This window comes from Rhodanobacter terrae, from assembly GCF_042657005.1.
GTDB lineage: Bacteria > Pseudomonadota > Gammaproteobacteria > Xanthomonadales > Rhodanobacteraceae > Rhodanobacter > Rhodanobacter terrae.
Map to the genome: position 1 here is coordinate 72,523 of NZ_JBHSNG010000017.1, position 20,086 is coordinate 92,608.

Here is a 20,086-nt window from a genome sequence, read left to right on the forward strand (position 1 = left end):
CATGAGCCAGGACATTTCGCGCCGTTGGCAGTTGTTCGCCATCACGGCCGTCATCGTCTACCTGATCTGGCTGCTGGCGCCGGTGCTGATGCCGTTCGCGGTCGCCGCCATGCTGGCCTATCTGGGCGATCCGCTGGCCGACCGGCTGGAACGGCTTGGACTGGGCCGGAGCTGGGCCGCTACCATCGTTTTCACGGTGTTGCTGATCGTAGTGGTCGGCGTGCTGCTGCTGTTGATTCCGCTGATCGCGCGGCAGATCGAAAACCTGATCGAGAACCTGCCGCGCTATGGCGACTGGGCACAGAACGTGGCGTGGCCGTGGCTGCAGTCCCGCCTGCATCTGGATCCGCATACGTTCGACAGTGATCGCCTGCTGGCCGCGATCAAGGCGCATATCGGCTCGATCGGCGATGTCGCCACGACGGTGCTGGGCAAGGTGTCGCGCTCCGGGCTGGGCGTCGTGATGTGGATGACCAACCTGGTACTGATCCCGGTGGTGGCGTTCTATCTGCTGCGCGACTGGGACCGGCTGGTAGCCACCATCGACCGCATGCTGCCGCGCTCGATCCAGCCGACCGTCGCGCATCTGGCGCACGAGTCCGACAAGATCCTCGGTGCCTTCGTGCGCGGCCAGCTGCTGGTGATGCTGGCGCTGGGCGTGTTCTACGGCGCGGGCCTGGGGCTGGTCGGACTGTCGGTCGGGCTGCTGATCGGTCTGGTCGCCGGCCTGCTCAGCTTCGTGCCTTACCTGGGTTTCATCATCGGTTTTGTCGCCGCGATCATCGCTGCGCTGGTGCAGTTTGGCGACTGGACCCACGTGTTGCTGGTGTGCGGCGTGTTCATGGTCGGGCAGCTGCTGGAAGGCTATGTGCTGGTGCCCAAGCTGGTCGGCGACAAGATCGGCCTGCATCCGGTGGCGGTGATCTTCGCGGTGCTGGCCGGCGGTTACCTGTTCGGCTTCCTCGGCGTGCTGCTGGCGCTGCCGGCGGCGTCGGTGATCATGGTGTTGCTGCGCTACCTGCTGGAACGCTACCGCTTGAGCGAGCTGTACAACGAGCAGGGGCCGCACGATCCGGTGATCGCCGAAGTGGACGTGACCGTGCATCGCGACGGCGAGGTCGAAACGGACGCCAAGGTCGCACCGGCGCCACAGGACGACCGGGCCGGACCATGATTCCGCAGCTGCCGCTGGCACTGCGCTGGCCGCGCCGCCAGCGCCTCGAACATTTCCACGCCGGCGCCAATGCGGCCGCGCTGGCCGCGGTGCAGGCGCTGGCGCTGGAGCCCGCTGCGCGGTGGGTCTATCTGCATGGCGCCAGTGGCAGCGGCAAGAGCCATCTTCTGGTCGCCGCCTGCCATGCCGCGAGCACCACGGGCCGTACCGTGCAATACCTGCCGCTGGCCAGCCTCGGTAACCCTGCCGCCGCGATCCGTGGCGTTGCCGGCAGCGAATTGCTGGCGCTGGACGACCTGCAGGCGATCGCCGGCCGTCGCGACGCCGAGCATGCCTTGTTCGACCTCTATAACCGGGCCAAGGCCGAAGGCTCCGCGCTGCTGTTCGCCGCCGAGGCCGCCACGACGCAACTCGCGCTGGGTTTGCCGGACCTGCGTTCGCGCCTGGGTGCCTGCACGCAATTCGCGCTCAAGCCGCTGGATGACGGCGAGCGCCGCGAGGTGTTGAAAAGTCAGGCCGCGCTGCGTGGCATCCAGCTCGACGACGTGGTGCTGGACTGGCTGTTCGCACGCTATGCGCGCGACCTCGGTGCGTTGCTCGACTTGCTCGACAGGCTCGATCAGGCCTCGCTGGCGGCGCAGCGGCGGATCACGGTTCCGTTTCTGCGCGAATATTTGCGCGAGGCGGATGCGGCGCCCTGAGCCGGGCGGCTTGAATCGAGGTCGGCCCCGTATCTCAAGCCGGCGGGGGCACGCCGGTATCCCAGGTCAGCTGGTGGTAGTCGAAGCCATTGGCCAGGGTTGGCTTGATCACCTCGAAATACGGCGAGACGTCGAAGTCGCGCGGGGTGTACAGGCGGTGATCGCGAATGTGGAAGATCTCGCGGACGCAATCGCGGCATTCCTGGGTAGCCGCGGATTCGATGCGGATGATGGGCAGGATGGGGAACGACACCGACTGGAACGCTTCGGCAACCAGGGTGGAGCAAATGGCGCGGGTGGGGTCGCCGCTGCCTAGTGCCAGCATGCGCCGCCGCCATGGGCCGGGTACCGGCGGTGTCGGCAGCAGGTAGCGGGCCAGGTCGAAGACGTTTTTCAGATCGTACTGCTGGCCCAGTCGCGCCATGACGTAGTTCACCACACGATGGGCGTCGGTGTCGCTCAATCCCGCGGGTCGGCAGATCCGCAGGTGATAGTCGCCGAGTTGCTGCAGATCGAGCAGATGCACGCCGAGTTCGGTGTCCGCCTCGACCAGCAGATCGGTATGGCCAGCAAGGGTTTGCCCGGCATAGTCGCCCACATACAGCGCAACGTGCGACCAGGTCGATTGCGTCAGGTACTTGATGGCGCTGCTGATGCGTGCGCGGCCTTCCACCAGAATCACGTCGGCCGGGCGCAGGATGCGCCGCAAGGTAGCCAGGTCGGCCGGCAAGTGCGGATACGGCCCGCGTGCCGGATGATTGAGGTAGCGCGCCAGCGCTCTGCCCGGCCATTGCATGATGTTGTTCATGGGGTGCTCCCGGCATGGCTGCTTCGGCCGCGTCACTGGAGAGGGGAACCGGCGTCTCGCCGCGACGAGCCATGGTTGGGACGATGGTCGGGATGGAGCGGTTCGGGATACACATTCGCAAACCTGCAGGGCCGTGGCAACCGGTTAGGTTTTGCGCAGCAATGCGGAGCCGGTGGCGCGGGCTCCGGCGTCCAGCCTCCACCCGGTAGATGGAGTAGATCCCCCGCAGGCTCCCTGTCCGATGGTTGTCGGGCAGTCGAAAAAGCAAAGGCGCTCTTGGGCGCCTTTGCTTTTTCCAGGGGTCATGTCACTCAAGCCTTCAGCAACACCGGCGTCGCCTGCTGCCCAATCGCGTCGACCATCGCCTTCGCCACGTTGAGGTTGCCGGCGATGATGTTGCCGCTGGCGGGGATGCCGTCGCGGCCGGCGAAGTCGCAGTAACGGCCGCCGGCCTCGTGCACCAGCAGCACGCCGGCGGCCATGTCCCACGGCTTCAGGCCGATCTCGAAGTAGCCGTCGTAGCGGCCAGCGGCGACGTAGGCCAGATCGAGCGCGGCGGAGCCGGAGCGGCGGATGTCCTCGGCCTGGCCCAGGATGGCGCGGGTCATGTCGAGCTGGGGACCCAGATGTTCGCGCTGGCGGAACGGAAAGCCGGTGGCGATCATCGCACCGCCCAGGTTCTCGCGCTTGGATACGCGCATGCGGCGGTCGTTGAGGTAGGCGCCGTCGCCCTTGCTGGCGGTGTACAGCTCGTCGCGCAGCGGGTCGAACACCACCGCGTGGATCGGCACGCCTTTTTCCAGCAGCGCGATCGACACGCTGAAGTGCGGGATGCCGCGCAGGTAGTTGTGGGTGCCGTCGAGCGGGTCGATCACCCAGGTCAGCGGGCCCTTGCCGGTCGCGCCGCTTTCTTCGGCCAGAATCGCGTGGTCGGGGTAGGCGCGGCGCAGTTCCTTGATGATTTCCGCCTCGGCCAGCTTGTCGACTTCGGAGACGAAATCCAGCTGCTGCTTCTCGACGATGTTGAGGCCGTCGATGCGGTTCATGTAGCGCAGGATCACGTTGCCTGCAGAACGCGCGGCACGCGCCGCGATCGTGACGTGTGGTCTGGCCATGATTTCGACTTTGGAAGAGAGCGGGGTTGCGGCCGGCGATTCTAGCAGAGGCGGGGCCGGATCGGGCCGCGTCAGCCCCATGTCCATTATCCTTGCCAGCTACTTACTGCCAAGCTATGCACCGCATGACCGACCCACACGACCTCGCCGCACGCATCCGCTACGTGCTGGTTCGCACCTCGCATCCGGGCAATATCGGCAGCGCGGCACGGGCTATCCGCACGATGGGCTTCGCGCGGCTGGAGCTGGTGACGCCGCATCGCTTTCCCGACCCGGAGGCCAGCGCGCTGGCCGCTGGCGCGGACGAGGTGCTGGCCAAAGCCGGCATCCATGCCGATCTGGTCGGCAGTCTTGCCGGCAGCAGCCTGGCGCTTGGCTTGTCGGCGCGCCGGCGCGGGGTGAACCTGCCGGAGATTTCGCCGCGCGAGGCGGCGCAACAGGCGCTGGCCGCGGCAGCTCGTGGCGAGCAGGTGGCGCTGGTGTTCGGCAACGAGCGCACCGGGCTGGAGAACGAGGAACTGGCACGCTGCCACGCGATGGTGCGGATTCCCAGCGTGGACGACTTCAGCTCGCTCAACCTGTCGCAGGCGGTGCAGGTGATGGCGTACGAGTTGCGCGTGGCAATGCTCGGTGACGTCGTGCCCGTCGCGCCGCCGGTGCACGACGAGCCGCCGGCCGATGCGGCGCGGATGGAACAGTTCTACGTGCATCTGGCGCAGACGCTGGACGAGATCGAATTCCACAAGGGCCGCGAGCCCACCACGATCATGCTGCGCCTGCGCAAGCTGTTCCAGCGCGCGCAGCCGGACGAGCGCGAGCTGCGCGTGCTGCACGGCATCCTGGCCGATGCGCAGCGGATGGCGGGGTTGGCGAAGCACAAGTAGCCGGGCGGGCAGTACCCGAGTCTGTGGGAGCGACTTCAGTCGCGATGCATTATTTGGGTCCCACACATAGCCAAAGCGTCGCGACTGAAGTCGCTCCCACATGCGCCCACACCTAAGGGTTTGCGCGTTATTGCTCGTCGTCCGACAGCTCCAGCGATGGCGCCAGCGTGACCAGCAGCTTGTCGATGCGGGCGCCGTCGAGGTCGACCACTTCGAAGCGGATGCCGTGCCAGGCGAACACTTCGCCGGTCTGCGGCACGTGGCCCAGTGCCGTCATCACCATGCCGGCGGCGGTGCGGTATTCGTGTTCGTCCTCGCCTGGCAGTTCGCCGACCTGCAGCAGTTCGCGCAGGTCGTCGGTGGACAGGCTACCGTCGATCAGCCAGCTGCCGTCCGCGCGCTGCACGATCGGCGCGTTTTCGTCGCCGCCGTTGTGGCCGATCTGGCTGGCACCGACCACGGCGGCCAGCAGGTCGTTGACGGTGACTACGCCCTCGATGTCGCCGTATTCGTCGACCACCAGCGCCAGCGGCGTCTCGGCATCGCGGAATTCTTCCAGCAGATCCAGCGCGCGCGCGGTGGCCGGCACGAACAGCGGCTTGGACAGGTGCTCGAACAGCTCCAGCTTGCCGTCGGCGAAACCGTGCAGCAGGCGTTTGACCTCGACCACGCCGACCACATCGCTTTCGTCGCCGCGATAAACCGGATAGCGCGAATACGGGGTCTGCCGCAGCACCTCGATGTTCTCCTCGCGCGTGGCCGCGGTATCCAGCCAGGCGATGCGCATGCGCGGCGTCATCACGCTGTCCACCGTGCGATCGCCCAGACGCAGCACGCGGTTGACCATGTTGTGTTCGTCGGGGTCGAGCACGCCCTGCTCGGCGCTCTCGGCCACCAGCAGGCGGATCTCGTCCTCGGTAACCACGCCACGGCCATGCGGGTTGACCCGCAACAGGTGCAGCAACAGGTTGCTAGAGACATTCAGAAGCCATACGAACGGCGCGGTCAGCCGCGACAGCAGCAGCATCGGGATCGCCGCATAGGTCGAGAAGCGTTCCGGCGCCGACAGCGCCAGCCGTTTGGGCACCAGTTCGCCGATCACGATCTGGATGAACGAGATCAGCACGAAACCCAGCACGATGCCGATGACGTGTGCGTACGGTATCAGCCACGCCAGGTGGTTGCTCTGCAGGGCGTCGGCGATATGGGCGCCCAGCGCATCGCCGGCGACCGCACCGGTGATCAGCATCAGCAAGGTAATGCCGACCTGAACGGTGGACAGAAAATGTTCCGGCGACTCCGCGTGGCGCAGCGCCAGTGCGGCGCGCTGGCTGGTTTTCGCCATCTGCTTGAGTCGGCTCTTGCGCGAGGCGACCAACGCCATCTCGGACAGTGCGAAGAAGCCGTTGCACAAGGCCAGCACGAGGACGAGCGCGATTTCGGTCAGCATCGCGGTGTAGGTGGAGGAGGTCGCATGGGCACTAGTGTAGGGGCAGCGGGGCTTTCACTTCACGCCCAGGCGCCTGGCAGTTCGGAGCGGCCTTGATGCAGGGCAGCACGACGGTCCTGTAACATTACTGTCATCTCGCTCCCTCAGGCATGGCCCGCATGTTTTCACTGCAGACGATTTTCGGCAAAGGCGACAAGTTCTACGGGCTGCTCGAACAGAGCGCCGCCACCGCCCACGAAAGCGCCATGGCCTTGCACGAGCTGCTGATCAAGCCCGGCGAAGGCTCGATGATGGCGGCGTTTACCGCCACCCGCATGCGCGAAAAGGAACTGGCGGCGCAGATCAGCGAAGGCCTGGTGAACACGTTTGTCACCGCGCTCGATCGGGATGACATCGAGGCGCTGAATTCGGCGCTGTACAAGATTCCCAAGACGATCGAGAAATTCGCCGAGCGCTATGAGATCGTCGCCGACCGTCTAGGCGGAGTGGATTTCGCCCAGCGTGCGCTGGTGCTGGAGCGTTCCAGCGAAGTGGTCGTCGAGATGATCGGCGAGCTGCGTCGCGGCCTGCGCATCGACCCGCTCAAGAAGCTGCAGGATCGCCTGCAGGCGCTGGAGTCCGAAGGCGACCGGATGCTGTTGTCGGCTTATCGCACCTTGTACGTGGAAGGCGGCGACGTCATGCGCGCGGTGCTGGCCAAGGACTTGTTCGAGCTGATCGAGAAAGCCATCGATAAATGCCGCGACGTCGGCAACATCGTCTATTCGATCGTGCTGAAGAACTCCTGAGGACCTGCCGTGATCTTCTTGCTCGCGTGTTGCCCGGTCGTGGCGCGGATGCCGCCGCGGGTTGAATTCGCCGCCGCCGGGGATTTCGCATGAGTCTCGGCCTGGTCGTGGTGGAAGTACTGATCGCGCTCACCTTCACCTATATCAATGGCTTCCACGACACCGCCAATTCGATCGCCACGGTGGTGGCGACCAAGGTGCTCACGCCCGGCCAGGCAGTGCTGCTGGCGGCGGTGACGAACCTGTTCGGCGCGCTGCTGGGTACCGCCGTGGCGGCCACCATCGCTTCGGGACTGATCAACGCCGGGGTGGTCGAGATGGGCCCGCAGCTGGTGATCTGCGCGCTGTTGGCGGCGATCGTGTGGAACCTGATCACCTGGTGGCTGGGCCTGCCATCCAGTTCCAGCCACGCGCTGGTCGGTTCGCTGGTCGGGGCCGCGGTGGCCGCGTCCGGCGACAATTTCGCGTCGGTGATCTGGGTGCGGGGCAACTGGATCACCGGGCAGGGCGTGATTCCCAAGGTGATCCTGCCGATGGTGATGTCGCCGCTGGGCGGCTTCATCATCAGTTTCGCGTTGATGGGATCGCTGTACGCGCTGCTGGCGTGGTTCGCCAACCGGCGCGGCTGGTCGCGCCGGTTCGGCCGCACGCCGTTCGTCAATTTATTTTTCGGCAAGGCGCAGATCGTGTCGGCCACGGCGATGGGCGTGGCGCACGGCATGAACGATGCGCAGAAGAGCATGGGCATCATCGCGCTGGCGCTGGCGGGCGGCACCGCCGCGCATCAGTTCGACCAGTTGCCGCAGTGGCTGGGGTTCCTGAGAATCGCCGAGAACACCGCCGGCGGGTTCGTGATCCCGGTCTGGGTGAAAGTGGTGTGCGCGCTGACCATGGCTGCCGGCACCGCCGGTGGCGGCTGGCGCATCATCAAGACGCTGGGCCACAAGATGGTCAAGCTGCATCCGATCAACGGCTTCGCCGCGGAAACCAGTTCCGCGATCGTCATCCTGACCGCCTCGGTGTTCGGCATCCCGGTATCGACCACCCACAACGTGTCCGCCTCGATCATGGGCGTGGGCGCGGCCAAGCGCTTCAACGCGATCCGCTGGACGGTGGTGGAGCGCATGGTATGGGCGTGGATCCTGACTCTGCCGGTCACGGCGCTGCTGGCCTATGGGCTGGTGCGGCTCATGGCGACGGAGTTGTAATCAGCCTCAGAGCGAGTCGCCGCCAGTGGCGATGACCTGCTCGAGCTGGTCGCCCAGCGTGCCCAGTTCGCGCACCACGCGCTGCAGTTCGGCGGTGTCGAGAAATTCGTAGGGACGGTTCTCGCATAGATGCAGGTAGGGCGAACCGTCCAGATCGGCGACCGCGAGGAAACCGGTGCGCTGCTGCCAGTTGAAACGCAGGCAGCGGCCCGGATCGGTGCCGGCCAGCGGACCGATCGGGGTGGAGATGCGCAGGTAACGGCGGCCCGATTCGTCTTCGAGTTCGGCCAGATAGATGCCTTGATGGCGCTCGTTTGCCAATTCAAGATCGAAACTGATCAGATACGGATCGTTGTGGCGCAGCTCGTGCTGGCTGCCGATATGGGAGCGCACGGCTTCGAAGTGGCGCATAGGCGACTACCGCTGGCGAAGGGCGCTGCTACTCTGCCACGTCTGCCTGCCCGCGTCGCGTCCAATGATTGAATCGGTTCGATCGAGTCAGTCTGGAATGAATCCGCATGAATGATGATGTCGCCACCCGCATCTATGCCGCCATCGCCGCGATTCCGCCCGGCCGCGTCGCCAGCTATGGCGCCATCGCCGCTCGCGCGGGGCTGCCCGGGCGCGCGCGCCTGGTCGGCCGGCTGCTCGGCGAAGTTCCGGACGGCCTGGTGTTGCCGTGGTACCGCGTGTTGCGTGCCAGCGGCCACATCGCGATGCCGCCGGGCAGCCGCGGATTCCGGGAGCAGTCCCGGCTGCTGCGTGCTGAAGGCGTCGAGGTGAAGAACGGTCGCGTGCCGTTGTCGCGGTTCGGCCTCGACGGCGATCTCGACCATGCGCTCTGGGGCATGCCGTCCCGGTAACCCTCTCCCATGGGGAGAGGGTGGGGTGAGGGGCGGGTGCTCGCAGGGAGGTCGCGCATACGGCTTCAGGCCCATCGGCTACCGATAACTGGGTCATACGCCGACGGCTGCGTGCCTACGGTTTGTTACCATGTCCCCGATGAATGCCTCTGCCCTCGATCTGCTTCAAAGCGTTTTCGGTTATCCCAGTTTCCGCGGCCAGCAGCAGGCCGTCGTCGAGCATCTGAGCGAAGGTGGCGACGCGCTGGTGCTGATGCCGACCGGCGGCGGCAAGTCGCTGTGCTACCAGATTCCCGCGCTGCTGCGGCAAGGCACCGGCATCGTGGTGTCGCCGCTGATCGCGCTGATGCAGGATCAGGTCGACGCGCTGCGCGAGGCCGGCGTGGCCGCCGCCTATCTCAACTCCAGCCTCGGCGGCGAAGAGCAGCGCGAAGTGGAGCGGCAGCTGCTGACCGGCGAGCTGAACCTGCTCTACGTGGCGCCGGAGCGGCTGCTGACCCAGCGCTTCCTCGGTCAGCTCGAACGCACCGAGGTGGCGCTGTTCGCGATTGACGAGGCGCATTGCGTATCGCAGTGGGGCCACGATTTCCGACCGGAATACCGCGAGCTGGCGATCCTGCACCAGCGTTTCCCGCAGGTGCCGCGGATCGCACTCACGGCCACCGCCGACCCGCGCACGCGCGAGGAAATCGTCGAGCGCCTGTCGCTGCACAACGCCCGCCAGTTCGTTTCCAGTTTCGACCGGCCGAACATCGGCTACCGGGTCGGCCTGCGCCACAACGCCAAGCGCCAGCTCTCCGAGTTCCTGCAGGGGCATCAGGGCGAATCCGGCATCGTGTACTGCCTGAGCCGCAGGAAGGTGGACGACACCGCCGAATGGCTGGCTGAAGCCGGCGTCGAGGCGTTGCCCTACCACGCCGGCCTCGATGCGCCGACCCGCGCGAAGAACCAGAAGCGTTTCCTGCGCGAGGACGGCGTGGTGATGGTCGCCACGGTCGCGTTCGGCATGGGCATCGACAAGCCCGACGTGCGCTTCGTGGCGCACCTGGACCTGCCGCGCAGCATCGAAGGCTATTACCAGGAGACCGGCCGCGCCGGCCGCGACAGCCTGCCGGCCGAGGCGTGGATGATCTACGGCTTGTCCGACGTGGTCACCATGAGCCAGATGATCGCGCAGTCCGAATCCGCCGACGAGCGCAAGCGGGTCGAGCGGCAGAAGCTGGAATCGCTACTGGCCTATGCCGAAGCCACCGGTTGTCGCCGCGAGCTGTTGTTGGGCACGTTCGGCGAAATCTATCCCGGCCCCTGCGGCCACTGCGACAACTGCATCGCGCCGCCGAAGACCTGGGACGCCACCGTGCCGGCGCAGAAGGCGTTGTCCGCCGTCTATCGCAGCGGGCAGCGCTTCGGCTCCGGTCATGTCATCGACATCTTGCGCGGCGAGGAAACCGAACGCGTACTCGGCCTGCATCATCATCGCCTGAGCACGTTCGGCATCGGTGCCGAGATGGACGAGAAGCAGTGGCGTTCGGTGTTCCGCCAGCTGCTCGCCGCCGGCCTGCTGGAAGCCGACGCCGAAGGCTTCGGCACGCTGCGCCTCACCGCCGCCAGTCGTGCTGTGCTCAGCGGCAACCAGCCGGTGAAGCTGCGCGAGGATGCGCGGCCCGAGCGCGGCAGCCGCCCCCGCCGCGACAGCAAGACCGTCACCGGCGGCAGCCTCGGCATCGAGGCCTACGAGCAGTCGATGTGGGACGAATTGCGCGCCCTGCGCACGCAACTGGCCAAGCAGCATGGGGTGCCGCCGTACGTGGTATTCCACGATGCCACCTTGCTGGCGATGCTGCGCGCGCTGCCGGCCAACGAGGACGAGCTGGCCACCATCAGCGGCGTCGGCGAAGCCAAGCTCAAGCGTTACGGCCGCGATTTCCTGGCGGTGATCAACGCCCAGGCGTGAGTGGCCGCGGCGCTTGCGTTGGCCATGGATCACCCTTACAACTGAATGGCCTTGCACATGCGACCCGTGGCGAACGGCGGTGCGCACTTCTGCATGCCGCGCGATTGTCATGCCGTGCGGTTTCCATGACTGTACCGAAAGGAGCGCGCATGCACGATGCCCCACTCATCGCCACCCTCGTCAGCGGCATCGTGCTGGCCTTCATGTTTGCCGCGTTGGCGCACAAGCTGAGGCTGCCGCCGCTGGCCGGTTACCTGATGGCCGGCGTGGTGGTGGGACCGTTCACGCCGGGCTACGTCGCCGACGGGCATCTGGCGCATCAGCTGGCCGAAGTGGGCGTGGTGCTGCTGATGTTCGGTGTCGGCCTGCATTTCTCGCTGAAGGATTTGCTCTCGGTCAAGAACATCGCCATCCCTGGCGCGCTCGGCCAGATGGCGGTGGCGACGGTGCTGGGCATGCTGCTGGGCTGGGGCCTGGGCTGGCCGCTCGCGCAACGTTTCGTGTTCGGACTGGCGCTGTCGGTGGCCAGCACGGTGGTGCTGTTGCGGGCGATGGAAGAACACCGCCTGATGGAAACCGAACGCGGCCGCATCGCGATCGGCTGGCTGATCGTCGAGGATCTGGCGATGGTGCTGGCACTGGTGCTGCTGCCGGCGATCGGGCTGGTGCTGGGTGGCGGCCGACAGGACGGGACGGCGTTGTCGTTCGGGGCGATCGCCGGCACGGTCGCGTTCACCATCGGCAAGGTAGCGCTGTTCGTCGGGCTGATGCTGGTGGTCGGCGGGCGGCTGATTCCATGGATTCTCAAGGTGGTCGCACACGCCGGTTCGCGCGAACTGTTCCGCCTCGCCGTGCTGGCGATCGCGCTGGGCGTGGCGTTTGGCGCGGCCGACCTGTTCGGCGTGTCGTTCGAGCTGGGTGCGTTCTTCGCCGGCATGACGATGGGCGAGTCGAAGCTGGCCCAGCGCGCCACCGAGGAAACGCTGCCGCTGCGCGATGCGTTCGCGGTGCTGTTCTTCGTCTCGATCGGCATGCTGTTCAACTACCACGTGATGCTGACCCAGCCGTGGGTGGTGCTGGCGGCGCTGCTGATCGTGGTGTTCGGCAAGTCGTTGGCCGCGTTGGGCATCGTGCTGCTGTTCGGACGCCCGTTGCGCACCGCGCTGACGATCGCCACCAGCCTGGCGCAGATCGGCGAATTCTCGTTCATCCTGATAGGCGTGGGCGTGGTGCAGAACCTGGTATCGAAGAAGGCGCAGGACGTGCTGCTGGCTGCCGCGATCCTGTCGATCCTGCTCAATCCGTTGCTGTTCAAGCTGCTCGATCGCGCGAAACCGTGGCTCGATGCCCGCGAAGCGCGGCAGCGCGATGGCGCCGCCGCTGCGACCATCGCTACGTCCGCCGAAATTCCGCCCAGCAGCCCGCTGAGCGGCCATGTCGTGGTGGCGGGTTACGGCCGGGTGGGGCGGTTGATCGGCGAGGCGCTGCATGCGCAAGGCCATGCGGTGCTGGTGCTGGAAGAGGAAAAGGAGTGTGTCGCCATGCTGCACCAGCACGGCATCGCGACGATCGTGGGCAATGCGGCGCGGGACGAGGTGCTGGCAGCGGCTAATCTCGCCCACGCGCGTGCGCTGGTGGTGACCGTGCTCGATGCGTTCGAGGGTGGCGAGGTGGTGCGGGTGGCGCGGCTGGCCAATCCGCAGCTGTCCATCATCGCGCGCGCCGATTCCGATGCCAGCAAGGCGCATCTGCGGCGGCAGGGCGCCGATCTGGTGGTGTTGGCCGAGTCCGAGCTGGCGCGCGGTATGCTGGAGCACCTGCATGTGGGACAGTCCGTGCAAACGGCCACGCCGGACACGGCCTGATCAACGCAAAGCCAGCTCGGCTGCATACGTATTCAGCCGGACATGGCCGGGGCCCGCAGTGCAGACTCGATAGATCTTGATGCCATGACGTTGGGGAGACGCGATGAGCACAGTGGACGCGACAGATGGACTGGGCCAGCACGCCACCGCGCGGGTGGTGCTGATTTCGGCAGCGGCGGCGCTGGGTGGTTTCCTGTTCGGATTCGATACGGCGGTGATCAACGGCGCGGTCGACGCGATCCGCGGTGCTTTCGCGCTGGATGCGGCGCAGACGGGCTTTGCCGTGTCGTGCGCCTTGCTCGGTTCCGCACTGGGCGCCTGGTATGCCGGCATGCTGGCAAACCGCTGGGGCCGCGTGCGCACCATGCAGGTGGCGGCCGTGCTGCTGGTGGCCAGCGCGCTGGGTTCGGGCCTGGCGAACGCGGTGTGGCAGCTGATCCTGTGGCGGCTGGTCGGCGGCATCGGCGTCGGTGTGGCTTCGGTGATCGCGCCCACTTATATCGCCGAAGTGTCGCCCGCCTATATCCGCGGCCGGCTCGGCTCTATGCAGCAGCTGGCGATCGTGCTGGGCATCTTCGCCGCGCTGCTCAGCGATGCATGGCTGGCCGGTGCGGCCGGCGGCTCGTCGCTGCCGTCATGGCTGGGGCTGGCTGCATGGCGCTGGATGTTCCTGGTGGCGACGCTGCCGGCGCTGATCTACGGCACCCTGGTGCTGGGCGTGCCGGAGTCGCCGCGGTATCTGGTGGCCAAGAATCGCCTGGCCGAAGCGCGGGTGGTGTTGCGCAGTGTGCTGAACATGCACAACGAAGTCGCTCTGGACGACAAGCTGCGCGATATCGAGAACAGCTTGCACTTGGAGCACCAGCCACGCCTCAGTGACCTGCGCGGCAAGGCCGCCGGACTGCTGCCGGTGGTGTGGATCGGCATCCTGTTGTCGGTGTTCCAGCAGTTCGTCGGCATCAACGTGATCTTCTATTACTCGTCCACTCTGTGGCACTCGGTCGGTTTCAGCGAGGCCGACTCGTTCACCATCACCGTGGCCACCTCGATCGTCAATGTGCTGGTCACCCTGGTGGCGATCGCGCTGGTCGATCGCATCGGCCGCAAGCCGCTGCTGGTGATCGGTTCGGCCGGTATGGCGCTCACCCTGGGCTTGATGGCCTGGTGCTTCTCGCAGGCCACCGGCAGTGGCGCCACGTTGAGCTTGCCGGGCGCCACCGGCATCGTCGCCCTGGTCGCGGCGAATGCGTACGTGGTGTTCTTCGGGGTGAGCTGGGGCCCGGTGGTATGGGTGCTGCTGGGCGAGATGTTTCCGAACCGCATCCGCGCCACCGCGCTGGCGGTGGCCGCGGCCGCACAATGGCTGGCCAACTTCGCGATCACCAGCAGCTTCCCGGCCCTGGCCGAGATCGGTCTCACGTTCGCCTATGGGCTCTATGCGGGCTTTGCGCTGCTGTCGCTGCTGTTCGTGCTGTACGCGGTGCGCGAAACCAAGGGCGTCGAGCTGGAGGACATGCAGGCATGAAGGCCACGGAACGCCCTCCTTACGCCGGAACGATGGGCGCTGCGGCGTTCGACGGCTGTCGCTGTATCGACGAACGCCGTACGGTATACGACGGGCGGCGTGCAAAGCGGTTAGGATTCGGAACGACCGGCGGCCGGTTCATGGCCGTCGCGCAGTCTGGCCAGAATTTTCCGGATCACGTTGCGGATGAAGGTAAAAGCCACATCGATCGACATCGCCCACCTGGCCGGGGTCTCGCAGGCCACGGTGTCGCGCGCGTTGCGCGGCAGTCCGCTGGTCAATGAGGAAACCCGGCGGCGCATCCAGGCCGCCGCCGAACAACTCAATTACAAGGTCGACAAGAACGCCTCCAACCTGCGCCGGATGCACACCGGCACGCTGGCGCTGCTGTTCTTCGAGGACCCCACCGCCGACGAGTCGCACATCAACCCGTTCTTCCTGTCGATGCTCGGCTCGATCACCCGTGCCTGCGCATTGCAAGGTTACGACTTGCTGATCTCGTTCCAGCAGTTCTCGCACGACTGGCACGCCGACTTCGCGGACAGCAAGAAGGCCGACGGCATCATCCTGCTCGGCTACGGCGACTACCTGGCCTATCGCGACAAGCTGGAGAAACTGGTCGCCCAGGGCACCTGCTTCGTGCGCTGGGGCGCCGTATTGCCGGATCAGCCGGGGGTGTCGATCGGTTGCGACAACTTCCGCGGCGGCCAGGCCGTGGCCGAGCATCTGCTGGAACGCGGCTGCCGCCGCATCGCCTTTCTCGGCGACGCGTCCAGCCATTATCCGGAGTTCTTCGGGCGCTATCGCGGCTATGTCGACGCCTTGCAGCAGGCCGGCGTGGAAGCCGATCCGGCGCTGCAGCAGAACGCCGAAAGCACCGAGCGCTCCGGCTACGAGGCGATGCGCAGCCTGATCAGCCGCGAGGTGGGCTTCGACGCGATATTCGCCGCCAGCGACCTGATCGCGATCGGGGCCATGCGCGCGCTCAGCGATCACGGCCTGCGCGTGCCGCAGGATGTTGCCCTGGTCGGCTTCGACGACATCGCCACCGCCAGCTTCGTCAATCCGCCGCTGACCACCGTGTTGCAGGACACCAAGCAGGCCGGCGAAGTCCTTGTCGACAGCCTGCTCGCGCTGATCCGCGGCGAGCCGGTGGACAGTGCCGTGCTGCCGGTGAAGTTGATGGTGCGGCGCTCTAGCCTGCGTTAAGGACGCCCTGGTCTATTCAACGCAGGCGGCATGATGTCCAGAAGGTTCGCAGGTGGTGGTGTGTGGCGCCGCCAAGGCTGGTTGCCTTGGCAAGCCGCGCGCTGCCGCCTGCGGGCCTTCTGGACATCACCCCGTCATTTGTTTTCAATCGGTTGGGCCGGTTCTGTCTGCCCCCATCTCCGCGGCGCACCTCCTCGACAGGCGGCCAGCCTGCCTTCGTCGACGCACCTTGATCTGCGGGACAGAACCGGTGACGCCTGCGTTGAATAGATCAGGGCGTCCTTAATACTGATCCGTCCTCGGCGGAAGGCTCCGAGGCTGCTATCCGGTGGCGTCACCGACCAGCTGCCGGCTCGTCTCGCATGGGACAGGCAACGCGGTCCGCGGCGGCGCGTGGCGCGCCCATGTTGCGCCGGAGCGACTGCGCCGGGGTCAGCCACAACAGGCCACGTGCCGCACAATCGGCGGCGAAGTCGAACAGCGCCCGCATGTGCTGCTGGTCGAAGTCGATGAAACTGGTCTGCGGGTAATCTACCGGAATCTCCGTGAGCCTGAATGTCATGCCCAGCCGGCGGGCCGCGGCGATGTTGTCGACGATCGCCTCGCGGGTCTTGTAGGTCAGTTCGGCGGCAAAGGCGTTCGAGAGGATGTCGATGGTCTTGTAGCGCGTGGTCTGCGGTGTACGGGCGAGCTGGCCGTTGACGATCATGTACAGGTGCGCACCACGCAGCTGCGGCAGCTCGGTCGACCGGATGCCGACGATCAGCGGCATGCTGAACACCGAGGTGGTGACGCCGCCGTCGACGTGCATTTCGTCGTACTCGCGGTTGCCCTCGCGGACGTGGATCAGCACCGGCGGAAACACGCCAGGCACGCTGGCCGAGGCGACCAGCACGTCGCGGAACAGCGTGCGTGCCGCCGTGCCGCCGTGCTGCGCGATCTCGCCCAGGTTCCACAGCACGGTCTCGTGCTTGTCCAGGTCGGTGGTCGCCACGACCAGCCGGCGGCCCTTGTCGGCTTCGTGCGCCACCGCATCGATCATCTCCGGCGTGACGAAATGATCCACCAACCGGAACAGCGCATTGTGATGCGGCAGCCCGCGCGGAGACAGCAGCCGGGCCAGGATGGTGCGGGTCGGCGAGCGCAGCAGCCGCGCGCTGCGCTCGCCGGTGAAGGCCTCCTGCATCCGGGTATCCCACGGCGAACCCAGGAACGCGAACGGCGCCAGCAACGCGCCGGTACTTACCCCGGTGACCATCTCGAATGGCGGACGGGTGTGCGCACGGCTCATCCCGACCAGCGCGCCGGCGCCGAAGGCACCGCCAGAGCCGCCGCCGGACAGCGCCAGTATGTTCACCGTGCCATCGGCGGCCGCCGCGTGGATGCCGCTGAAGAAGTCCGGCGCCAGCACGGTGAACGCTCGCACGTCGGTAGTGATCAGCCGCACGCTGGACGGAAAGCCGACGGGTGTCGCCGTGCCGATCAGGTCGGGCGGCGCGGCCCGACGTGGCGCGGTCTTGCAACTGGCCAGCAGCAAACCCAGCCACAGCAGCGCGAGTCTGCCTCGCATGGTGGTAGTCCCGAAAGAGCTCGCGGCAGTATGCGACACGAAGGAGCGCGCCATCAAACTTCGAGCCGCAGCGCGGGAACCGACGAGCTTCAGGCGTGCTTGTCGACCAGCCGCACCACGGTGTTCCACACGCGAGTGGTGGCGGGCAGGGCGAGTGTCCTCTCCAGAAACGCGTTCGGGCTGCCCGGGCTCTTGCCGAGCTTGCGCACGATGCACAGCGCCTCCGAGCTGGTGATGGCGATCACCTCGACATCGCCGCGCGGTGTTGCCGATGGCGGCTTGCCGGCGGCAGCGGCATCGCGGTGCAGGAAAGTGACGCAGCAGGCGAAGACCGTGGCGGGGTCGATCGCCTTGAACGGGGCGGTCTCGACCAGTGCAGCGAGTTGGTCGATCCCGCGCAGGAACGCCGGCTCGCGCAAGCCGCAACTCGCCGCCATGGCAGCGGAGGCGTTTTCGAGGATATGCTCCGCCGCCCGCCGGCTGCGCGCCTCGAACGCCATCGTGCCGTTGGTCAGGAACGACGCCGCCGCGGACGCGCCAGCTTCGAGAAACGCCTGCTCGAACTGTGCCCGGTTGGGGCAGTGGCGACGGCCGAGATTGAGGTTGCGGAAGAACGCGGCGTAGCGCATGAGTATCCCCGGGTCAGTCCGTGCCGCGAGCCGAGCCGACACGTTCCTGCAGCGCGTCCTCAGTCATGCGAAACAAGGCTCAGCCGACATACGGGCCTTTGACCTCGCCCCATCCCCACTTGGGCATGAGTGCAAGGGGATCGACCGTCGCGCCCGGCTGCGAATTGATGACCGCCAGACGCGAACCCCACTCGAGGTAGCCGACCAGAGCGGATCTGAACTCCGGATCGTCGGGCATGCCCAGCTCATCCGCCGTTTCAAGCAGAAGGCCAACCCAGCGGCGCCTTTGATCCTGGGCGAGGTGACGATTCAGGTGCTGTCGGATCATGTGCGGGTGACCGCCATGCTCCTCAGAGTATTTCGTCGGTCCGCCAAGCACTTCGGCCAGGAAGGCGGCGACATGCGCAGGATGGTCCGCGCCCATATGGGCGAACACGGGCGCGAGCTGGGCATCGTTCGTCACGTGTTCGTAGAAGCGCTTGGTCAAGCGGTTCAGGGCATCGATGCCACCCACCCACTCATAGAGGCTCGGAACGTTGTGGTTCGACATGTGGTCAGCCTGCATGATGCGACGCGATGCGCGGCGCGATGTACGGAACAAGGTTGAAAAGGAGGATGCCGCTTTTGTAAACGGCCATGCCAAGGCAGTGGATGCCGTTGAAACGCTCTTCCGACATGCGGAGCCACCGGCCGTGAAGTTTCAGCATCCAGCCGTGCGCAAAGACGAAGGCACCGAACCACAAAAACAACACGGCGTAGTTGATGACGATGCACCAGAGCAGAACTTCTTTTACAAGATCAACGTTCATTGCGCGCTCCCTCGATGGTCAACGCCTGAAGTAAACCGATCCGCGAAGTGTTTTGCGCATGGAAGTGCAACTGCTTGCCAGGACTCTACGCCAAATGGACGGTCTCGATGGAACCATCGCTACCCCACATAGGGATAGATTTCGTCTGCAATCCAGTACCACACCAGCGCGGCGGCGAAAAGCGTACCCGCGAGCCACAGCAGCCATCGCGCGTGCAGCCATGTGGCGCGAAAAGACGATCGCTGCATGGCGGTATCCACGAGGTAGGCGGCGCAATAACACGCGTTGGCGAAGGCCGCGAGGACGAGCAGCGCGAGCAAGCCCTGCATGGTAAGCGCGTTGCGGAAATGCGGCCAGGTAAACACCAGCCAGGCGGCCACGACCGCAGCGAGCACGACGTTGTAAACAACACGGCGAGGCTCCCAATAATGCATCGCCTCGCGAAGAGCGGCCTTGAATGTGGGCGGCTCGTTGACCCACTGCGGACTGTTCATGCGGAACCTCCTGCTTTGGAATGTCCTGGTTGACGACAGCATCGACACCGCGACGGTTCATGTCCCCGACCACTGCTTCGGGCACGGGAGGGTTCATCGATCCATTCCCAAGCGAATTGGAGAGTCCCGATCGCTTGCAGCCGACATGGAATCCATTGGTTCAAGACATTGTCGACGGTCATCATGAGCGCTAACGTTTGAGTTCACCCACTCGCGGAAGCCATCGAAGGTGGCTGTAACGAGTCGGATGCAACGGAGAAGGGTTAGGCCTCAACGGCTGATTGAGAAGGCAAGCTGATTCTGATTCGGTCACAAACAGCTCTCAGGTCGGCGGCGCGTACTTAGCATCAACGTACACCCATGCGGCGCGCCCTGATGACAAAGGAGCGGCGACCCGCTTGTATGCGGATACCTCATACCGATCCGCCTGCTCCAGCTCTTGTGCAGTGATCTCGAAGACCGTGCCGGAAACTCGGGCACTGGCCTCGCCGGCGTACTTGACGATGGGGTGATGTGTCTTGCCGCTGGTGCGGACCACCTCTGGATCGTCGATGGCGACCATGGATTGCTCATAGCCGACCAATGAGTCAGGTATGCCTGAGAGTAGCCGCCCAAAGGTGACGAGCTGAACGTTTGGCTGTTGCAGCGTGCCGTACGAGAAGAGAAGTGGCATTTTTGTCGAACGCGGAAGTTGAGGATGAGATCGACCGTGAGGCCTAACGAGGTTGTAGAAAAAGTACCCGGGCGCGGATTTGCATGATTCCGCTGGGTACTTGAACCCCTCCGGGCAAGCTGCGCGTCGATTGTAGAACGTTCTGCGAGGTCGCTTTTTCCTTGCCTGACGATCAACTTGCCCAGCAGGGGTTTTCTACAGCCTTAACGCTGGAGCCAAGCGACGGCGAAGCCATCCGCCTTGAGTAAAAAGAGACTTCCTCCCCTTTCGGCCTCGAGGGCCATGATGGTGATGCTGGTCAACCGTCACTCGAAGAGGAAGTCTCCATGAGCACTATAACCATTGGCGTGGATTTGGCGAAGAGCGT

At 65.6% G+C, this 20,086-nt stretch carries 20 protein-coding genes; 10 read left to right on the top strand and 10 right to left on the bottom strand.

The window, feature by feature from the left end; all coding sequences use genetic code 11:
• The first annotated feature begins 1 nt into the window (after position 1).
• Positions 2–1,174: an AI-2E family transporter gene (locus tag ACFPPB_RS14725; protein ID WP_377328388.1), complete on the top strand. Its 1,173-nt coding sequence runs from the start codon at positions 2–4 to the stop codon at positions 1,172–1,174.
• Positions 1,171–1,875: a DnaA regulatory inactivator Hda gene (gene hda, locus ACFPPB_RS14730; protein ID WP_377328390.1), complete on the top strand. Its 705-nt coding sequence runs from the start codon at positions 1,171–1,173 to the stop codon at positions 1,873–1,875. Before ACFPPB_RS14725 ends, hda begins: the two co-directional genes overlap by 4 nt.
• A gap of 34 nt (positions 1,876–1,909) precedes the next feature.
• On the opposite strand, the gene ACFPPB_RS14735 is transcribed toward hda, so the two are convergent.
• Positions 1,910–2,683 carry a YiiX/YebB-like N1pC/P60 family cysteine hydrolase gene (locus tag ACFPPB_RS14735; RefSeq protein ID WP_377328392.1) on the bottom strand — a complete coding sequence of 258 codons (774 nt, stop codon included), beginning with the start codon at positions 2,681–2,683 and terminating at the stop codon, positions 1,910–1,912.
• Between the two features lie 311 nt (positions 2,684–2,994).
• Complete coding sequence (locus tag ACFPPB_RS14740; RefSeq protein WP_377328394.1) at positions 2,995–3,798, bottom strand: inositol monophosphatase family protein; 804 nt, start codon at positions 3,796–3,798, stop codon at positions 2,995–2,997.
• A 125-nt stretch (positions 3,799–3,923) separates the two neighbouring features.
• On the opposite strand from ACFPPB_RS14740, the gene ACFPPB_RS14745 reads away from it, so the two are divergent.
• Complete coding sequence (locus ACFPPB_RS14745) at positions 3,924–4,682, top strand: RNA methyltransferase (RefSeq protein ID WP_377328396.1); 759 nt, start codon at positions 3,924–3,926, stop codon at positions 4,680–4,682.
• Positions 4,683–4,809: 127 nt separating this feature from the next.
• Here ACFPPB_RS14745 and ACFPPB_RS14750 read toward each other — a convergent pair whose 3' ends face one another.
• Complete coding sequence (locus tag ACFPPB_RS14750; protein WP_377328398.1) at positions 4,810–6,132, bottom strand: hemolysin family protein; 1,323 nt, start codon at positions 6,130–6,132, stop codon at positions 4,810–4,812.
• A 158-nt stretch (positions 6,133–6,290) separates the two neighbouring features.
• Between ACFPPB_RS14750 and ACFPPB_RS14755 the strand changes: the two genes are divergently transcribed.
• Positions 6,291–6,920, top strand: coding sequence for a DUF47 domain-containing protein (locus ACFPPB_RS14755; RefSeq protein ID WP_377328400.1), 630 nt, complete (start codon positions 6,291–6,293; stop codon positions 6,918–6,920).
• An 89-nt stretch (positions 6,921–7,009) separates the two neighbouring features.
• Complete coding sequence (locus ACFPPB_RS14760) at positions 7,010–8,128, top strand: inorganic phosphate transporter (protein WP_377328402.1); 1,119 nt, start codon at positions 7,010–7,012, stop codon at positions 8,126–8,128.
• Between the two features lie 6 nt (positions 8,129–8,134).
• On the opposite strand, the gene ACFPPB_RS14765 is transcribed toward ACFPPB_RS14760, so the two are convergent.
• Entirely contained in the window at positions 8,135–8,539 is a 405-nt protein-coding gene (locus tag ACFPPB_RS14765; protein ID WP_377328404.1) for a hypothetical protein, read from the bottom strand.
• Between the two features lie 107 nt (positions 8,540–8,646).
• Between ACFPPB_RS14765 and ACFPPB_RS14770 the strand changes: the two genes are divergently transcribed.
• The 5 genes from ACFPPB_RS14770 to ACFPPB_RS14790 all read left to right on the top strand — a co-directional run bounded on the left by ACFPPB_RS14770 (position 8,647) and on the right by ACFPPB_RS14790 (position 15,544).
• The gene (locus tag ACFPPB_RS14770; RefSeq protein WP_377328406.1) at positions 8,647–8,991 is read left to right on the top strand and encodes an MGMT family protein; all 345 of its coding nucleotides are present in this window, start codon (positions 8,647–8,649) and stop codon (positions 8,989–8,991) included.
• A gap of 139 nt (positions 8,992–9,130) precedes the next feature.
• Positions 9,131–10,945: a DNA helicase RecQ gene (gene recQ / locus ACFPPB_RS14775; RefSeq protein ID WP_377328408.1), complete on the top strand. Its 1,815-nt coding sequence runs from the start codon at positions 9,131–9,133 to the stop codon at positions 10,943–10,945.
• Positions 10,946–11,094: 149 nt separating this feature from the next.
• Positions 11,095–12,810 carry a cation:proton antiporter domain-containing protein gene (locus ACFPPB_RS14780; RefSeq protein WP_377328410.1) on the top strand — a complete coding sequence of 572 codons (1,716 nt, stop codon included), beginning with the start codon at positions 11,095–11,097 and terminating at the stop codon, positions 12,808–12,810.
• A 103-nt stretch (positions 12,811–12,913) separates the two neighbouring features.
• Positions 12,914–14,335, top strand: a complete 1,422-nt coding sequence (locus ACFPPB_RS14785) for a sugar porter family MFS transporter (RefSeq protein ID WP_377328412.1) — start codon at positions 12,914–12,916, stop codon at positions 14,333–14,335.
• Between the two features lie 186 nt (positions 14,336–14,521).
• Positions 14,522–15,544, top strand: coding sequence for a LacI family DNA-binding transcriptional regulator (locus ACFPPB_RS14790; protein WP_377328414.1), 1,023 nt, complete (start codon positions 14,522–14,524; stop codon positions 15,542–15,544).
• 334 nt (positions 15,545–15,878) lie between these two features.
• Here ACFPPB_RS14790 and ACFPPB_RS14795 read toward each other — a convergent pair whose 3' ends face one another.
• From ACFPPB_RS14795 to ACFPPB_RS14820, 6 genes are all read right to left on the bottom strand, one after another.
• Positions 15,879–17,114 carry a patatin-like phospholipase family protein gene (locus ACFPPB_RS14795; protein ID WP_377328416.1) on the bottom strand — a complete coding sequence of 412 codons (1,236 nt, stop codon included), beginning with the start codon at positions 17,112–17,114 and terminating at the stop codon, positions 15,879–15,881.
• An 89-nt stretch (positions 17,115–17,203) separates the two neighbouring features.
• Entirely contained in the window at positions 17,204–17,743 is a 540-nt protein-coding gene (locus ACFPPB_RS14800) for a DUF1697 domain-containing protein (RefSeq protein WP_377328418.1), read from the bottom strand.
• Between the two features lie 79 nt (positions 17,744–17,822).
• Positions 17,823–18,293, bottom strand: a complete 471-nt coding sequence (locus ACFPPB_RS14805; RefSeq protein ID WP_377328420.1) for a group II truncated hemoglobin — start codon at positions 18,291–18,293, stop codon at positions 17,823–17,825.
• Positions 18,294–18,297: 4 nt separating this feature from the next.
• On the bottom strand, positions 18,298–18,552 hold the full coding sequence (locus ACFPPB_RS14810; RefSeq protein WP_377328422.1) for a DUF6868 family protein: 255 nt from the start codon (positions 18,550–18,552) through the stop codon (positions 18,298–18,300).
• 119 nt (positions 18,553–18,671) lie between these two features.
• Positions 18,672–19,046, bottom strand: coding sequence for a hypothetical protein (locus ACFPPB_RS14815; RefSeq protein WP_377328424.1), 375 nt, complete (start codon positions 19,044–19,046; stop codon positions 18,672–18,674).
• 322 nt (positions 19,047–19,368) lie between these two features.
• Positions 19,369–19,719: a gamma-glutamylcyclotransferase family protein gene (locus tag ACFPPB_RS14820; protein ID WP_377328426.1), complete on the bottom strand. Its 351-nt coding sequence runs from the start codon at positions 19,717–19,719 to the stop codon at positions 19,369–19,371.
• Positions 19,720–20,086: the final 367 nt, after the last annotated feature.

Bases quoted from the DNA above. Each gene is read 5' to 3' on its own strand.
- ACFPPB_RS14780 (WP_377328410.1), top strand. From the start codon at position 11,095: ATGCACGATGCCCCACTCATCGCCACCCTCGTCAGCGGCATCGTGCTG.
- ACFPPB_RS14815 (WP_377328424.1), bottom strand. From the start codon at position 19,046: ATGAACAGTCCGCAGTGGGTCAACGAGCCGCCCACATTCAAGGCCGCT.
- ACFPPB_RS14745 (WP_377328396.1), top strand. From the start codon at position 3,924: ATGACCGACCCACACGACCTCGCCGCACGCATCCGCTACGTGCTGGTT.
- recQ (WP_377328408.1), top strand. From the start codon at position 9,131: ATGAATGCCTCTGCCCTCGATCTGCTTCAAAGCGTTTTCGGTTATCCC.
- ACFPPB_RS14760 (WP_377328402.1), top strand. From the start codon at position 7,010: ATGAGTCTCGGCCTGGTCGTGGTGGAAGTACTGATCGCGCTCACCTTC.
- hda (WP_377328390.1), top strand. From the start codon at position 1,171: ATGATTCCGCAGCTGCCGCTGGCACTGCGCTGGCCGCGCCGCCAGCGC.
- ACFPPB_RS14755 (WP_377328400.1), top strand. From the start codon at position 6,291: ATGTTTTCACTGCAGACGATTTTCGGCAAAGGCGACAAGTTCTACGGG.
- ACFPPB_RS14785 (WP_377328412.1), top strand. From the start codon at position 12,914: ATGAGCACAGTGGACGCGACAGATGGACTGGGCCAGCACGCCACCGCG.
- ACFPPB_RS14770 (WP_377328406.1), top strand. From the start codon at position 8,647: ATGAATGATGATGTCGCCACCCGCATCTATGCCGCCATCGCCGCGATT.
- ACFPPB_RS14725 (WP_377328388.1), top strand. From the start codon at position 2: ATGAGCCAGGACATTTCGCGCCGTTGGCAGTTGTTCGCCATCACGGCC.
- ACFPPB_RS14800 (WP_377328418.1), bottom strand. From the start codon at position 17,743: ATGCGCTACGCCGCGTTCTTCCGCAACCTCAATCTCGGCCGTCGCCAC.
- ACFPPB_RS14790 (WP_377328414.1), top strand. From the start codon at position 14,522: ATGAAGGTAAAAGCCACATCGATCGACATCGCCCACCTGGCCGGGGTC.
- ACFPPB_RS14810 (WP_377328422.1), bottom strand. From the start codon at position 18,552: ATGAACGTTGATCTTGTAAAAGAAGTTCTGCTCTGGTGCATCGTCATC.
- ACFPPB_RS14805 (WP_377328420.1), bottom strand. From the start codon at position 18,293: ATGTCGAACCACAACGTTCCGAGCCTCTATGAGTGGGTGGGTGGCATC.
- ACFPPB_RS14795 (WP_377328416.1), bottom strand. From the start codon at position 17,114: ATGCGAGGCAGACTCGCGCTGCTGTGGCTGGGTTTGCTGCTGGCCAGT.
- ACFPPB_RS14765 (WP_377328404.1), bottom strand. From the start codon at position 8,539: ATGCGCCACTTCGAAGCCGTGCGCTCCCATATCGGCAGCCAGCACGAG.
- ACFPPB_RS14750 (WP_377328398.1), bottom strand. From the start codon at position 6,132: ATGCTGACCGAAATCGCGCTCGTCCTCGTGCTGGCCTTGTGCAACGGC.
- ACFPPB_RS14820 (WP_377328426.1), bottom strand. From the start codon at position 19,719: ATGCCACTTCTCTTCTCGTACGGCACGCTGCAACAGCCAAACGTTCAG.
- ACFPPB_RS14740 (WP_377328394.1), bottom strand. From the start codon at position 3,798: ATGGCCAGACCACACGTCACGATCGCGGCGCGTGCCGCGCGTTCTGCA.
- ACFPPB_RS14735 (WP_377328392.1), bottom strand. From the start codon at position 2,683: ATGAACAACATCATGCAATGGCCGGGCAGAGCGCTGGCGCGCTACCTC.